The sequence below is a fragment of the Dyella tabacisoli genome, from assembly GCF_003350925.1.
GTDB classification, from domain to species: domain Bacteria; phylum Pseudomonadota; class Gammaproteobacteria; order Xanthomonadales; family Rhodanobacteraceae; genus Dyella_C; species Dyella_C tabacisoli.
Genome location: NZ_KZ857178.1, coordinates 171296 through 184795, shown reverse-complemented (window position 1 = coordinate 184795; position 13500 = coordinate 171296). Strand labels below are relative to the sequence as shown.

Annotated in this window: 15 protein-coding genes; 6 read left to right on the top strand and 9 right to left on the bottom strand. The window is 62.4% G+C overall.

Features of this window, described 5'->3' with window-relative positions; all coding sequences use genetic code 11:
- Window positions 1-16 precede the first annotated feature (16 nt).
- The 7 genes from DVJ77_RS14650 to DVJ77_RS14620 form a co-directional block, all read right to left on the bottom strand.
- Window positions 17-1699, bottom strand: a complete 1683-nt coding sequence (locus DVJ77_RS14650; RefSeq protein WP_114846246.1) for a SulP family inorganic anion transporter — start codon at window positions 1697-1699, stop codon at window positions 17-19.
- Window positions 1696-2313, bottom strand: a complete 618-nt coding sequence (locus DVJ77_RS14645; RefSeq protein ID WP_114846245.1) for a ParB-like protein — start codon at window positions 2311-2313, stop codon at window positions 1696-1698. The genes DVJ77_RS14650 and DVJ77_RS14645 overlap by 4 nt, the downstream gene beginning before the upstream one ends.
- 95 nt (window positions 2314-2408) lie before the next feature.
- Complete coding sequence (locus DVJ77_RS14640; RefSeq protein WP_114846244.1) at window positions 2409-3113, bottom strand: helix-turn-helix transcriptional regulator; 705 nt, start codon at window positions 3111-3113, stop codon at window positions 2409-2411.
- A 103-nt stretch (window positions 3114-3216) separates the two neighbouring features.
- Window positions 3217-3651 carry a GFA family protein gene (locus tag DVJ77_RS14635; RefSeq protein ID WP_114846243.1) on the bottom strand — a complete coding sequence of 145 codons (435 nt, stop codon included), beginning with the start codon at window positions 3649-3651 and terminating at the stop codon, window positions 3217-3219.
- Window positions 3648-3827, bottom strand: coding sequence for a hypothetical protein (locus tag DVJ77_RS14630; protein WP_114846242.1), 180 nt, complete (start codon window positions 3825-3827; stop codon window positions 3648-3650). Before DVJ77_RS14630 ends, DVJ77_RS14635 begins: the two co-directional genes overlap by 4 nt.
- Window positions 3828-3837: 10 nt before the next feature.
- On the bottom strand, window positions 3838-4449 hold the full coding sequence (locus DVJ77_RS14625; protein ID WP_114846241.1) for a DJ-1/PfpI family protein: 612 nt from the start codon (window positions 4447-4449) through the stop codon (window positions 3838-3840).
- Between the two features lie 29 nt (window positions 4450-4478).
- Window positions 4479-4853 (bottom strand): VOC family protein, encoded by a 375-nt coding sequence (locus DVJ77_RS14620; RefSeq protein WP_225428016.1) that lies wholly within the window; start codon window positions 4851-4853, stop codon window positions 4479-4481.
- A gap of 151 nt (window positions 4854-5004) precedes the next feature.
- Between DVJ77_RS14620 and DVJ77_RS14615 the strand changes: the two genes are divergently transcribed.
- The 4 genes from DVJ77_RS14615 to DVJ77_RS14605 all read left to right on the top strand — a co-directional run bounded on the left by DVJ77_RS14615 (window position 5005) and on the right by DVJ77_RS14605 (window position 8060).
- Window positions 5005-6036 carry a class 1 fructose-bisphosphatase gene (locus DVJ77_RS14615; protein WP_114846240.1) on the top strand — a complete coding sequence of 344 codons (1032 nt, stop codon included), beginning with the start codon at window positions 5005-5007 and terminating at the stop codon, window positions 6034-6036.
- Window positions 5969-6334, top strand: a complete 366-nt coding sequence (locus DVJ77_RS21135; protein ID WP_162791495.1) for a hypothetical protein — start codon at window positions 5969-5971, stop codon at window positions 6332-6334. The genes DVJ77_RS14615 and DVJ77_RS21135 overlap by 68 nt, the downstream gene beginning before the upstream one ends.
- Before the next feature lie 12 nt (window positions 6335-6346).
- Entirely contained in the window at window positions 6347-7048 is a 702-nt protein-coding gene (locus DVJ77_RS14610) for a 2OG-Fe(II) oxygenase (RefSeq protein WP_114846239.1), read from the top strand.
- A gap of 103 nt (window positions 7049-7151) precedes the next feature.
- Window positions 7152-8060: a patatin-like phospholipase family protein gene (locus DVJ77_RS14605; protein ID WP_114846238.1), complete on the top strand. Its 909-nt coding sequence runs from the start codon at window positions 7152-7154 to the stop codon at window positions 8058-8060.
- Window positions 8061-8115: 55 nt separating this feature from the next.
- On the opposite strand, the gene DVJ77_RS14600 is transcribed toward DVJ77_RS14605, so the two are convergent.
- On the bottom strand, window positions 8116-8697 hold the full coding sequence (locus DVJ77_RS14600) for a GNAT family N-acetyltransferase (protein ID WP_114846237.1): 582 nt from the start codon (window positions 8695-8697) through the stop codon (window positions 8116-8118).
- Between the two features lie 104 nt (window positions 8698-8801).
- Between DVJ77_RS14600 and DVJ77_RS14595 the strand changes: the two genes are divergently transcribed.
- Together DVJ77_RS14595 and yjjJ are read left to right on the top strand one after the other, a co-directional pair.
- Window positions 8802-10862 (top strand): S9 family peptidase, encoded by a 2061-nt coding sequence (locus DVJ77_RS14595; RefSeq protein WP_114846236.1) that lies wholly within the window; start codon window positions 8802-8804, stop codon window positions 10860-10862.
- A gap of 132 nt (window positions 10863-10994) precedes the next feature.
- On the top strand, window positions 10995-12356 hold the full coding sequence (yjjJ, locus tag DVJ77_RS14590) for a type II toxin-antitoxin system HipA family toxin YjjJ (protein ID WP_225428015.1): 1362 nt from the start codon (window positions 10995-10997) through the stop codon (window positions 12354-12356).
- Window positions 12357-12406: 50 nt separating this feature from the next.
- Here the strand turns inward: yjjJ and DVJ77_RS14585 are convergent, their stop codons facing one another.
- Window positions 12407-13489 (bottom strand): PA0069 family radical SAM protein, encoded by a 1083-nt coding sequence (locus tag DVJ77_RS14585; RefSeq protein WP_114846235.1) that lies wholly within the window; start codon window positions 13487-13489, stop codon window positions 12407-12409.
- Window positions 13490-13500 lie beyond the last annotated feature (11 nt).

Sequence of the window (13500 nt, the reverse complement as noted above, 5' to 3'; positions counted from 1 at the left end):
CGTGTTGCCTGCTTCACTACATGGATTCCTCAGTCGGTTGCGGTGCTGACGGTTGCGGCGCTGTGGCCGTCAATCGAACAGCATCTTCCACGCTCCAGTCATCGAGTGCCTGTGGTGGAAGTTGGGGTAATGCCGCGCGCAGCAGCAGCTCGCGCACCATGTCTTTCACGCGCGCTACCCGCAGCACGATACCGCGTGCGCTAAGCCAGTCGGCGAAATCGGCCAATGCCTCAAGCGCGGTGCCGTCGAGGTCGGGCGACTCTTCCAGACTGACAATCACTGCATGGAGCTGCGCCTGCTCGCTGACACTTCGGCGCGCAAGCGCGAGCACCGGCTCGGCATTGGCGAAGAACAGCGGTTCCTCCGGTCGCAGAATCAGCACACCGGGCAGCCCGGTCGCGGCGGGGTGCTGGGCGATGTCGACAAAGTCGTGACTGTCCGCAAGCCGGCCAAGCACACTGAGCCGTGGCGTAGCGAGCTGACGCAGCAACATCATCAGGCTGAACGCGATCGCCACCAGCAAGCCATTGAGAATGCCCAGGGTGAGTACCGCCAGCACCGCGGCCAGGGCCACCAGTCGATCACGCTTCCATTTCAGATAGGGGGTGAACACCGACAACCGCCAAGACTTGCTCACCGCATGGATCACGATCGCGGCAAGTACCGGTTCGGGAATCCGCTCGATCCACGGCAGCAACAACCACACCATCAACAAGACCGTGCCCGCGGCGACCAGCCCGGAGAGCCGTGAGCGGGCGCCGGCCGCATCGTTCGCCGAGGTGGCCGAGTAGCCGGCGCCCACCGGCATGCCGTGAAATAACCCCGACACGATATTCGCTACGCCGAGTGCGGCGAGATCGCGATTCGCACTGACGCTGTCGCCGTGCTTCAGGGCAAAGCTGCGAATCGCGCTGTACGACTCGGCATACAGAATCAACAGCAACGCTGCCGCCAACTCCACGCTGGGTATCCATTGTCCCTGCGTCGGCCAACTCGGCCATGCCCAGGTCGGCGTCAACTGGATCACGCCGGTCAAGGCCACGCCATGCTGGGCAAGCCAAGCCGAGGCGGCGACCCCAAGCACGATCACCAGCAAGCTGCCCGGCACCCGGCGTATTCGCTCGCACAAAAACAGCAACAGCAGCGCCACGATACCGGCCACTGCGGTGGCTGGCTTTACCTGCGCCAGCTCTTGCAACAACAGCAACAGCAAGCGCGGTGCGAAATCACCACGCGCTGCCTCCACCCCGAACAAATGCGGCAACTGCTTAAGTGCGATCACGCAAGCCAGGCCGAAGGTGTAACCGCGCAGTACCGGGCGGGCGATCAGATGCGACAAGCCGCCTAGCCTGGCCGCGCTGGCGATCAGGAAACAGCCGCCGGTCAGCAGCACCAGGGTTGCCGCGATCAACGCCCGCGAAACCCCGTCGGGCCCGGCCAATGCCAATGTGCCGGCCGCCAACACCGCCGCTGAGGACGAGGTCGCCGACACGATGGCATAGCGGCTGCGCCCGATCAGGGCGTAGCAAACCAGGCCGGCGAATAGCGCGATGACGCCCGCTTGCGGCGGCAATCCGGCGATGCCCGAATACGCCACCGCTTCGGGCAACAGCAGGCCGGCTATCGAAAGCCCGGCCAGCAGATCGATGCCGATCGGGCTCTTTGCCGCTGGTGCGATGACGGCCGCCGGCCCGCTCATCCGATCGTGCCGCTCCAGCCGGGCAAATAGGCCGCCGCGTGGCTATGAGCCAGCGGCAGCGCTTGTTGCAGTACTTTCTCAGTCACCTTGCCACCGGTGATCTTGAGCTGGCTACGGAAGAAATCCGCCCATAAGAACTCGGCGTAAGGGGTGGCGTCCTTGGCACAGCCGCCAGCCACGCGTACCCGTGCGGCAAGCGTGCGATAGGGGTCGTCCGTCAAACTGGCCAGACTGGCCGGGAACGCGTCATACGCGGTGCGCTGGCCACGCGCGTCGTAAGGATGCGCCCATCGATTGAACTCCATGCTGCGCCAGAACACCGCCGGCTCCAGCCAGGAGAAATCACGCTGTACCAGCACCGGCACGCTGCTTACGCCCTCCTCCAGCAGCGCCAGGCCGAGATGGTGGTGATCGACGATATAAACCTTGCCCTTGGGGCCGAGAATGCCGGGAAACCAGTGTGCGGCGAGTAGTTCTTTGCGCTTCTTTTTGCCCAGTCCACGCCATTCCTCACGCTTGGCTGCCACTTCGGCCTTGCCTACGGTGAGCTGGGTGGGACGCAGTTTGTCGGGTGCGACCGACAACAGTGGATGACGCACGCTCGGTGTGGACATCGACAACTCCATCGGTTTGGGTGGTGCCGAGCGTAACTCGCGCCGGGGGAAACTTCGACCAGGCCGTGCGCCACACCCTCAAACCGCCGAAGAAGCTACTCCATACTGGCGTATTCGCTGCCTACCGATTGCAGATAGGCGTTCAGATCACGCCCTTCGACTTCGACGAAGCGCTCGTTGGTCGCGGTGCACTCGGCGATCCGGTCGGGCCGGAAATTACGAAAGCCTTCGCGCAACCGGCACCATGCGCCCAGTGTCCACTTGCCGCCCCAGAACGCCAGACACAGCGGTTCGATCTCACGCATGCTGCTGCGGCCGGCCTCATCGCAGTATTCCAACTGCAGCACCTGACCGTCGGCGATGGCCGCATGCAAGCGGTCGATCAGGACGGCGAAATGGCTTTTGTTCTTGCCCCGCCAGACCGGCGCGTAAATCCGCGTACGCGCGGCACGCTCACGCAACTCAGGCGGCAACACCGCTTCGATTTTCAACAATGCCGCCTGAGCGCCTTGGGCCAGCCGCTCGCCGGCGAACGCACGCACAAAACGCGTGCCCACCACCAGCGATTCAAGCTCGTCGGCGGTAAACATCAGCGGGGGGATATCCGAGCCCTTGCGCAGCACGTAGCCCACGCCCGCTTCGCCTTCGATCGGCACGCCGGATAACTGCAAGTCGGCCACGTCGCGGTATACGGTGCGCAGGGAGACGCCCAGGGTCTCGGCGAGCTGCCGCGCCTGCAACGCAGTACGGCGCCCACGCAGGGCGTGGATGATGAGGAAGAGACGATCGGCACGACGCATCCGCCAATCATGACCGAGATGGCGTCGCATAGCCTGCGACAGAGGTCATGTTCACCCCCCGCAGCGGCGCTGCCGGGGGTGCGCGGGCATGGCGCCTGTGCGTTCACAAATGACGTGTCTCGGCCGGCACGGACATCCAGTTGTCGTTGCGGCCATCGAAATAACGAACGGGTGCATCGACCAGCGCCTGTGTCGGCGCATCGTCCAGGCAGGCGACATTGACGGAATAGAAAGCTCCGCCTACTTCATCCAGATGACCGCTCCCATAGGAATGGATGCCGCAGTGCCGACAAAACAGGTGATGCATGCTGAGGGTGCCGAACTGGTAGTCGGTCAGGTCGTCCTGGCCGGCAAGCAGGCGAAAGGCTTCCGGCTTGACGATCACACCCCATTGCCGGGTCTTGCCGCAGTAAGAACAATTGCACTTGCCGGTGCCCAGGCTCAGGTCGATATCGGCTTCGTAACGGATCGCGCCGCAGTGGCAACTGCCGTGATAGGTCTTGATCGGGGCAGACTTGATTGGCTCGGGCTTGCTCATGCGGTAACTCCAGAAAGCGGTTTGCCAGGCATCGCGGCGGCGCGGCAGGGGTCGGTCGGCGCCGTTTGCGGGATCGGTTTCGGCTTGGCTGGCAGACGGTATTGACCGTCCATCAGCAAGCCGTTCAGGTATAGCGGGCGGTACGCAGCCAAAGCACGCTGCAAGGGGGTGTTCATGAGCTACTCCTCAGGCGGCGACGGCCGTTCCGCCACCGAACCACGGCGGCGCGACGGCATGTTTGAATAACCGATACCAATGCTCGCGATCCGTCGCGTTGTAGAGATCAAGAGTACGGATCACCTCGTGGGCAAACTCCACGCTGCCCAGCTCACTGGCGCTGATGACGCCGCCGTCGCTCACTGCCAATACGGTGGGGTCGTATTGCTCGGCGCCGGCATAACCGGGCACATGCACGCCGATCTGACCCGGCCAATTGCCGGTATGACGGCAGTGATCGAGCAACCCGGCACGAGCCAAGGGCAGCACGCCGCTGTCGATACCGGCCACTGGCGCGCCAGCCGCATGCACGCGTTGTGCGGCCGCCACTGCTTCGTCGCCGTGGCCGCGCTCCCATAGGTGACCGCCGGGCAGAATAAGTAGCGCGACGCGATCCAGGTCGAGTTGATCCAGGCTCAGCTCCGGCAGCACTCGCAGGCCGCCCATGGATACTGCCGGCTGCAGCGAAAAGCCTACGGTCTGCACCCGCCATTCGTCCGGTCGGCGAATTTCGCACAAAGCCAGGGCCGCGCCCCAGTCGATAAAGCCGTCGAAAGCCAGGAAATACACGATGTCCCGCATCTTCGCTCTCCTATTCATGACCGCTCCCCTCATTGCTTTGCCCACAACCCGACGCGATTGCCTTCGCTGTCGCCGAATTGGGCAAAGCAGCCGCGCCCTTCCGGCAGCACGGTACGCGGCACGATCACCGAGCCGCCGGCCGCTTCGATCCGGGTCAGCGCCGTCGCCACATCGTCCACGCTCAGATAAACCGTGCTGCCCTGCATCGAGGGCTCGCAATGCTCCATCTTCAACAGCGAACCGGTGACGTGAGTGGCTTCGTCATAGGGAAATATCGCCAGCTCCATGCCACCCATGGGCTCGTGCCTGAGCTTGGTCTGCAGTGCGGTCTGGTAAAAATGCATGGCGCGGTCCATCTCGCGGACCGGGATCTCAAACCAGTTGGTAATGATCGGATTCAGCATGCTTCAGCTCCTTGGATGTGCCCAGCGCACCAAGAAAGCTTGATCTCCCCCTACTGCCAACGTGTTGTCAGCAGTGAATAGGGGCGCGCTGTGACTGGCGTCGCGCGGGCCGAGCCGGGACAATGCGCGTTCCCTACTTATCGGGCCTGCCATGAAGTCCATTTCGCTGATTCAGTTCCTGATCGAGGAACGCCGTGACGGCCACGTCAATGCCGAGCTTTCTCTACTGATCGAAGTCGTGGCCCGCGCCTGCAAGCGTATTGCCGTAGCCACCAACAAAGGCGCCCTCGGCGGCGTGCTGGGCATGGCCGGCTCCGCCGACGCCCTGAGCATGAATATTCAGGGTGAGGCACAGAAAAAACTGGACGTGATCTCCAATGAGATCCTGCTCGAAGCGAATGCCTGGGGCGGTCATCTCGCCGCCTGCGCGTCTGAAGAAATGGAAGACCCGCAGCCGATTCCCGATATGTACCCCAAGGGCAATCACCTGTTGTTGTTCGATCCGCTGGACGGCAGCTCCAACATCGACGTGAACATCTCGGTCGGCACGATCTTCTCGGTGCTGCGCTGCCCCGATGGGGTGGTCGAGCCGAAGGCCGCGGATTTTCTGCAGCCCGGCACCACCCAACTGGCGGCCGGCTATGTGGTGTACGGCCCGGCCACCGTGCTGGTGCTGACCTTTGGCCACGGCACGCATGAGTTCACCCTGGATCGCGAAGTCGGCAGCTTTATCCTGAGCCGCCGCGGCATCAAGATTCCAGAAGAAGCCACCGAGTTCGCCATCAACATGTCCAACCAGCGCCACTGGGAAGCGCCGATGCAGCGCTATATCGGCGAACTGCTGGCGGGCAAAGAAGGCCCGCGCGGCAAGGATTTCAACATGCGCTGGGTCGCCTCGATGGTGGCCGACGTGCATCGCATCGTGACCCGCGGCGGGGTGTTCTATTACCCGCTGGACGCCAAGATCAAAGCCCAGGGCGGCAAGCTGCGCATCATGTACGAAGCCAACCCGATGGCCTTCATCATCGAACAGGCCGGCGGCGCGGCCACCACCGGTCGCCAGCGCATCATGGACTTGCAGCCGACCGCCCTGCACCAGCGCGTGCCGGTGTTTCTTGGCTCGAAGAAAGAAGTCGAAGTGGCAACCCACTACCACGTGGAAGCCGACGGCGCGCAGGGCTGATGTTTTTCTCCAACCTCTGCCGACTCCCCTAGGGGAGTCGGCAGTCGATCCAGCGCCCAGCATCGACCAGTTCGCGGTACACAGCGGCTATGACATACCGCGCAGCAAGGCCAACGCCAGCCTGTCGTGGGTGCTGCACCTGGGACCATTGCCGAACTACGCCAGCATCGGCTTTATCGGCGCCAGCTATCTCTACAACGGATCGCTGCAGTACAAGCTCAATGTCTCGTGGTCCGATGCCCAAGACCGTAGTTATTTCGTGCAGCGCACCTATAAATTCGGCGGTGCTGCGTTATGAGAGCCTGAGCCCATGAACGACGATTTCATCGAGATCTACCCTAACGCCCTCGATGCGGCGGACTGTGCCGCCCTGATCGACCGCTTCGAGCGCAGCGGTCAGGCTGTGCCGGGGCGTGTCGGCAGCGGCGTTTATCCCGAACTCAAAGACAGTGGCGACATCACCATCAGCAGCCGGCCGGAATGGCGCGACGCCGAGACCGCGCTGAACCTGGCGATGCTGGCCGGCCTTAGCGCCTACGTGCGGCGTTACCCGTACACACTGATCGCACCATTAATGCTGCAAGTACCCGACCCTGCCAACGGCGCACTGCGGCGGCTCAACAACGATGACGTGGCAGCGATGGACGACGCGGCGCTCGGCGCATTGGTGCGGCAAGTGTTCGTGCCCGGCTCGATCAATCTGCAGCGCTACCGTGCCGGCCAGGGCGGCTACCCGTATTGGCACTGCGAGCTTTATCCCAGAGATACCCATGCGCAAACGCTGCACCGCCATCTGCTGTGGACGATTTACCTCAATGACAGCTTCGCCGAAGGCGAAACCGAGTTTCTACATCAAAAGCGCAAGATTGCACCGCGCACCGGCAGCCTGTTGATCGCACCCACCGCGTTCACCCACACCCATCGCGGCAACCGCCCGCAAGGCGGCGATAAATACATCGCCACCAGTTGGCTATTGTTTCAACGCGCCGAGCATTTGTACGGCGCGGCTTGAATGGCAGACAACGCGCGCCCGGTTGCCTCCGTCCTGCCAGCAAGAGACAACTACAATGCCGGCCACGCTTTTCTCCCCACCGATCTCAACCTGCGAGCCATGCATGACCGCCATCCGCCCTTTTCGACGCGTACTGCCCTTGCTCGCCGTCGCGTTGTTGAGTGCCTGCGGCTTCAACTCCAAGCCGACCGTACCGCCGCCGGTACCACAGGCGCCGGTCAAGCTGCGTATCGGCCTGGCCTTGGGCGGTGGCGCAGCCAAGGGTTTTGCGCATATCGGAGTCATCAAGATGCTGGAGGCCAACGGCATTCACCCTGATGTGGTCTCCGGCACCAGTGCCGGCAGCGTGGTCGGGGCGCTGTATGCGAGCGGCATGGATCCATTTCAGTTGCAGGAGCAAGCCTTCGCCTTGGACGAGTCGAAGATCCGCGACGTGCGCTTGTTCAGCGGTGGCCTGGTGCAAGGGCAGAAGCTGCAGGATTTCGTCAATCAACTGGTCGGCAATCGCCCGCTGGATAAGTTGAAGATTCCCTTGGCGGTGGTCTCCACGCAACTGGAAACCGGCCAGCGCACCGTGTTCGTACGCGGCAATACCGGCCAAGCCGTGCGGGCATCGAGCAGTATTCCGGGTGTGTTCGAGCCGGTGGAAATCAGCGGCAAACACTACATCGATGGCGGTGTGGTCAGCCCGGTGCCGGTAGATGCCGCGCGTGAATTGGGTGCTGACGTGGTTATCGCCGTGGATATCTCCAGCAAGGCCAGCGGCAGCAATCCCGGCAGCATGCTCGGCATCGTCAATCAGTCGATCAGCATCATGGGCCAGAAGCTCGGTGAGCAAGAGCTGACCCGCGCCGACATCGTGATCCGACCGAAGGTCGGCCAGATCGGTGCGGTCGATTTCGAACAGAAAAATCAGGCGATTCTGGAAGGCGAGCGGGCGACCTTGGCCGCGATGCCGTTGATTCGCGCGAAGTTGGCCGCGAAAACGGCGGCGGCGAACGCGCCGAAGTAGTCCCCGCCTTGCTTGCTTTCCCCCGCTCGATTCTTCTGCGGGGGAAAGCAGCGCGTCATACGTGCAAGTGACGAACCATATGCTCGTAGCGATGCCCCGCCACCATCCGCTCGCCATCCACCGCAAAACCCAAGCGCTGGTACAGATGCTTTACGCGCGGCTTATCCAAATCCACCAGTAAACCGGCGCGAGTATGGCCGTGTTCCAGCGCGTACTCGCAGGCCGCCTCGATCAAGCGCGCCGCATGGCCGCCACCGCGATGCGCGGGCGCTACGGTCAGCGCATCCAGATAGAACTCATCGAGTGCGCTTTCCATGTCGTGTCGAGGCTCTGCCGTCGGGTCGCGTTCGCGTAGTAAAGCGAGCACCGGTTTGGCCAGCGCGGCTTCGTCACGCCCTGGATAAGCAAGTAGAGCCCCGGCAATATCGCCGTCGATCTCCATCACCAGCACGTACTCGTGGCTGTAGCGGTTGCCGCCGGCCTCAAACATCTGCACGAATAACGGCACCGCCGCCTGCCAGGTATCGACGCCAGCCAATTGCAATGCGACATGATCCATCGCCTCGACCAGCAACGGCACCACGCGCCCGGCATCGGCACTGTGGGCACTGCGCAGATGGATAGGGGCATGGCTCATCAAGCGAGGCTCTTGGCTTGCAAGGCCAGACAGTCTTGCACTTGGATCGCGGCAAACCAAGCTGTAGCTTGCAGGTCTGACTTGCCCCACGGAGACGTTTTGCCATGCCCAAGCTCGCCCCGACGATTGCCCGTGCACTACCTCCGCTGCTGGCAACCCTGCTCTCCTTTCCCGCCTCGGCCGCTACCGGCGCCACCGCGCACATCGATCCACGCATCGAAAGCCTGCTCGCCGAGCTGGCCAAACAACACACGTTCGAGTCGGTGGCGCTGTCGCCCGACGGCCGACAACTGGCCTGGGTCGTACGCCGTCAGGATCGGCCAGCCATCGAGGTGGCGCTGATCGACGGTAGCAAGGTTCGTCACGTGGGCCTGTCGGATAAGCCGCTTAGTTGCAATGAAAGCGATGTGGCCTGGGCGCCGGATTCGCGTCATCTGGCCTTTGTTTCCGATTGCGGCAACCGCGCGGCAGGCACCGAAGCCAAGCAAAAGCATCTCTACGTTGCCGACACCGGCAGCGACGCCGCACCGAAACGGCTGGCGACGCTGAGCGGGTATGCACATGCACTGAGCTGGTCCCAGGACGGTAAGACCCTGGGCTTTTTGTATGTCGTGGGCGCTACCCGTCGCGCCAGCGCCTTGGCCGCAGCCAGACCCTCGCTCGGCGAAATTGGTGTGGACGGGTTGGAGATCCAGCGTGTGGCCGCGGTTTCGGCCGAAGGCGGCGAGATACGCCAGCTCACGCCAGCCCACACCCATGTCTATGAGTTCGCCTGGTCGCCGGACGCCAAGCGCATCAGCTATGTCGGCGCACCACCACCGGGCGACAACAACTGGTGGGTCGCCAAGCTTTATGTACAAAGCGCACAAGCTGACGCCGCGCCGGACACGGTGGTTGACCCAAGCACCGTCAAAGGTCCCTTGCATGGTTTGCAAATGGCCTTGCCGCGCTGGTCGCCGGACGGCAGCCAAATCGCCTTTATCGGCGGCTTGATGAGCGATGAAGGCTTTACCGGTGGCGACATCTATAGCGTCCCCGCCAGCGGCGGCGCGGCACCGACCGATCTCACCCCCGATACGCACGTCACGCCTTCGTGGCTGACCTGGACTGGCTCGCAACAACTACTGGTCGCGCAGTTCAGCAATGGTCAGAGTCAAGTGGCCGAATACAGCATCGACGCCGGCGCGGCTAAGCCAGGCCGCACGCTGTTCACCCTGCCCGCCACCATCGGCGACGGCAGCGCGGAAATGGCTTTATCGCTATCGCGCGACCAAAAGCGGATTGCCTACATACAAAGCTCTTATGCGATGGCACCGGAAGTTCATGCCGGTGCGCTGACCACGCAGGCACCACCGGCGGTGACCGCGCTCAACGCCGGCCTCAAGCAAGCCTGGGGCAAGACCGAATCGGTCGAGTGGGATCGCGACGGGTTACATATGCAGGGCTGGCTGCTGTATCCGCCTGACTACGACGCCAGCAAGTCTTACCCGATGATCGTCGATGTACATGGCGGCCCATCGGGCGTTGTGACTCCGCGCTGGCCCAATGCCGGTTTCGGCGGCGTGCCGTTTTCCGCCCTCGGCTATTTCGTGTTCATGCCTAATCCGCGCGGCAGCTATGGTCAGGGCGAAGCCTTTGTACAGGCCAATCGTAAAGACTTCGGCTATGGCGACCTGCGCGACGTTCTCGCCGGCGTCGATGCGATCGAGAAAAAACTCCCCGTGGACGACAAGCGCCTGGGCCTCACCGGCTGGAGCTACGGCGGTTTCATGACCATGTTCGGCGTAACTCAAACCCAGCGCTTTCGTGCCGCAGTGGCAGGCGCCGGTATCGCCAACTGGCAGAGTTACTACGGCCAGAACCTGATCGACCAGTGGATGACTCCGTTCTTCGGCGCCTCGGTATACGACGACCCGCAGGTCTATGCCAAAAGCTCGGCGATCAACTTCATCAAGCAAGTGAAAACACCCACGCTCGTCGTAGTCGGCGAACGCGATGCCGAATGCCCGGCACCGCAATCATTCGAGTTTTGGCATGCGTTGCGCGCGCAGAACGTACCGACTTCGCTAGTGGTGTACCCGAACGAAGGACACCGTTTTGCCAATCCGGCCAATCAGCGCGATGTGTTGCAGCGGGCGTTGCTATGGTTCCAAAAATATCTCTAGCTATCGCCGCTAGACTCATATTGCCTAAAGTATCTATTCATTGAGTAGGCTTTTAGCAATGTAAGCCATTGAATTTATTTTTACTTGACTTGAATTATCTATTCATTTATCTATTCATTCATGAATAGCCGCTTGCCTGATCTCGACCGTCTGCTCGCTGCCCTGCGCATCCGCCGGGTAGCAACGGCAGGTGAGTTGGGTGAAGTACTTGGTTCCAGTCAGCCCACTGTCTCACGGCTTCTCGCGGGGGCCGGCGATCAGATCGTCAAAATCGGTCGCGCACGCCGCACGCGTTATGCGGCCGTACGCGATGTACGCGGGCTGGGGCATCGCTGGCCGCTTTATCGCATCGATAGCAGCGGGCGGCCACAGAGTTTTGGCCATCTGGTCGCGCTGCATGGCGATGGATGCTGGCTCGACATCGAGCAACCGGCCGACTGGTTACGCGGCGAATTCAGCGACGGCTTGTTTCCCGGCCTGCCATGGTTCCTGGACGATATGCGCCCGCAAGGTTTCCTCGGCCGCATGTTTGCCCAGCATTACGCACGCGAGCTGGGACTTGGCGATGACATCCTGCGCTGGGACGGAAACGCCGTCCTCGCCGCGCTCTTGCTGCGCGGCGAGGACGCCCCCGGCAACTTCGTGCTTGGCGAGCCGTCGCTGGATCGCGCACTGCGCGCCGAAGCGGTGCCCATACCTTCCATGGCCCGCGCGCTACGCTACGCCGCCCTGGCCGACGCGACACTCGCCGGCGACCAAATCGGCTCCTCCGCTGCTGGCGAACAACCGAAGTTCACCGCTTGCGTCGAAGCCGCCGACGGCAGCCTGCGACACGTCATCGTGAAGTTCTCCGAACGGGTCGATGCAAATCCGGTGGGCAGGCGCTGGGCCGATCTGTTGATCGGCGAACACCTGGCTGGCCAATTACTCGCTGAGCATGGCCAACCCAGCGCAACCAGCGAGCTGGTCTGGTCCGATGGCCGGCTCTGCCTCGAATCGACCCGTTTCGACCGCATCGGCGCTCATGGCCGACGCGGCGTGGTCTCCTTGGCGGCATGGAGCGATGCGCATGACGGGGTGCGCGACAACTGGCCCGCGGCTACCGGGCGTATGCAACGCGATGGTTGGCTGACCGTCGATGCAGTGATGCAGATACAACGGCTCTGGTGGTTTGGCCAGATGATCGGCAACACCGATATGCATTTTGGCAATTTCGCGTTTTTTCTCGACGATGCCTTGCCGCTAACCCCCTGCCCCAGCTACGACATGCTGCCCATGCTGTATCGCCCCGCCAGCAACGGCAGTTTGCCGCCCCGCAACTACCAGCCACCACCGCCACTGCCGGCGGCGCTGTCGCACTGGCAGCAAGCCGCCACATGGGCCGCGATGTTTTGGCAACGCGTCATCGGGCACCCGGACGTAAGTGAGGACTTCCGCCGCATCGCTGGCGACAACCACACGCAATTGATTCATTTACGCCAACGATTTACCTAACCTGTCAGTCGCTGCCCGGCCGGCTTGCGTCCGTAGCGCGGGCTTTCGCATCAAAACAATTCACCTTGCGGCGACAGCCTGCGAGGCGGCACAAAGCGCGACGTATCCAACTTCAACTCGCGCGCACGGCCATAACCATGCTTGCGGCACGCCACCTCGAAACGACGGCGCAGCAGCTCGGCAAATACGCCTTGCCCGCGCATGCGTGTGCTGAAGTCACTGTCGTAATCGCGACCGCCATTCATCTGCTGCACCAGGCTCATGACATGGCTGGCGCGTTGCGGTGCGTGTAGCGCCAGCCACTCGCGAAACAGCGCCTTGAGTTCGTGGGGCAGACGAAGCGTGGTGTAGCCGGCACAGCGCGCGCCGGCTTCGGCGGCTTGCTCCAGCACCGCTTCCATATCTCTATCGTTCAACGCCGGAATGATCGGCGCTACCAGTACGCCCACAGGTACGCCAGCCTCGGCCAAAGCGCGAATGGTCTTGATCCGCGTATGCGGCGCGCTGGCCCGTGGCTCCAGTTTCGCGGCGAGCTGGTTATCCAAAGAGTTCACCGAGAGAAAAACCTGTACCAGACGCTCCCGCGCCATCGGCGCGAGAATGTCCAAGTCGCGTTCGATCAGCGCATTCTTGGTCACGATGGTGCAGGGATGGCGGCATTCCGCCAACAGCTCCAGCACCGCGCGGGTCAACCGCCACCGCTTCTCCACCGGCTGATAGGGGTCGGTGTTGCTGCCGATATTGATTGGACTGACGGCATAGCCGGGCTTGGATAAATCCATGCGCAATACTTCGGCGAGATTGCTCTTGGCGCGCAGCTTGGTTTCGAAATCCAGCCCAGGCGAAAGATTGAGATAGCTATGCGAGGGCCGCGCATAGCAGTAAATACAACCGTGCTCGCAACCGCGGTACGGGTTTACTGCCTGGGTGAAATAGATATCCGGCGAATCATTGCGGCTGATTGCGCTACGCGCCCGTTCTTCGGTGACTTCGGTGCGCGGACGCGGAGCGTCCTCATCGAGCATGGCGTGCTGCCATCCGTCATCCTCGGCCTGATGACGGATGGATTCGAAGCGCCCTTCCGGGTTGGAAGCGGCACCGCGACCTTTGAGGGGATGAGGAAGATCGATCATTCGTAAAGTGT

What these genes read in the sequence shown, in the direction of transcription:
- DVJ77_RS14650 (WP_114846246.1), bottom strand. Translation starts at nt 1,699, where the DNA reads ATGAGCGGGCCGGCGGCCGTCATCGCACCAGCGGCAAAGAGCCCGATC.
- DVJ77_RS14645 (WP_114846245.1), bottom strand. Translation starts at nt 2,313, where the DNA reads ATGTCCACACCGAGCGTGCGTCATCCACTGTTGTCGGTCGCACCCGAC.
- DVJ77_RS14640 (WP_114846244.1), bottom strand. Translation starts at nt 3,113, where the DNA reads ATGCGTCGTGCCGATCGTCTCTTCCTCATCATCCACGCCCTGCGTGGG.
- DVJ77_RS14635 (WP_114846243.1), bottom strand. Translation starts at nt 3,651, where the DNA reads ATGAGCAAGCCCGAGCCAATCAAGTCTGCCCCGATCAAGACCTATCAC.
- DVJ77_RS14630 (WP_114846242.1), bottom strand. Translation starts at nt 3,827, where the DNA reads ATGAACACCCCCTTGCAGCGTGCTTTGGCTGCGTACCGCCCGCTATAC.
- DVJ77_RS14625 (WP_114846241.1), bottom strand. Translation starts at nt 4,449, where the DNA reads ATGCGGGACATCGTGTATTTCCTGGCTTTCGACGGCTTTATCGACTGG.
- DVJ77_RS14620 (WP_225428016.1), bottom strand. Translation starts at nt 4,853, where the DNA reads ATGCTGAATCCGATCATTACCAACTGGTTTGAGATCCCGGTCCGCGAG.
- DVJ77_RS14615 (WP_114846240.1), top strand. Translation starts at nt 5,005, where the DNA reads ATGAAGTCCATTTCGCTGATTCAGTTCCTGATCGAGGAACGCCGTGAC.
- DVJ77_RS14610 (WP_114846239.1), top strand. Translation starts at nt 6,347, where the DNA reads ATGAACGACGATTTCATCGAGATCTACCCTAACGCCCTCGATGCGGCG.
- DVJ77_RS14605 (WP_114846238.1), top strand. Translation starts at nt 7,152, where the DNA reads ATGACCGCCATCCGCCCTTTTCGACGCGTACTGCCCTTGCTCGCCGTC.
- DVJ77_RS14600 (WP_114846237.1), bottom strand. Translation starts at nt 8,697, where the DNA reads ATGAGCCATGCCCCTATCCATCTGCGCAGTGCCCACAGTGCCGATGCC.
- DVJ77_RS14595 (WP_114846236.1), top strand. Translation starts at nt 8,802, where the DNA reads ATGCCCAAGCTCGCCCCGACGATTGCCCGTGCACTACCTCCGCTGCTG.
- DVJ77_RS14585 (WP_114846235.1), bottom strand. Translation starts at nt 13,489, where the DNA reads ATGATCGATCTTCCTCATCCCCTCAAAGGTCGCGGTGCCGCTTCCAAC.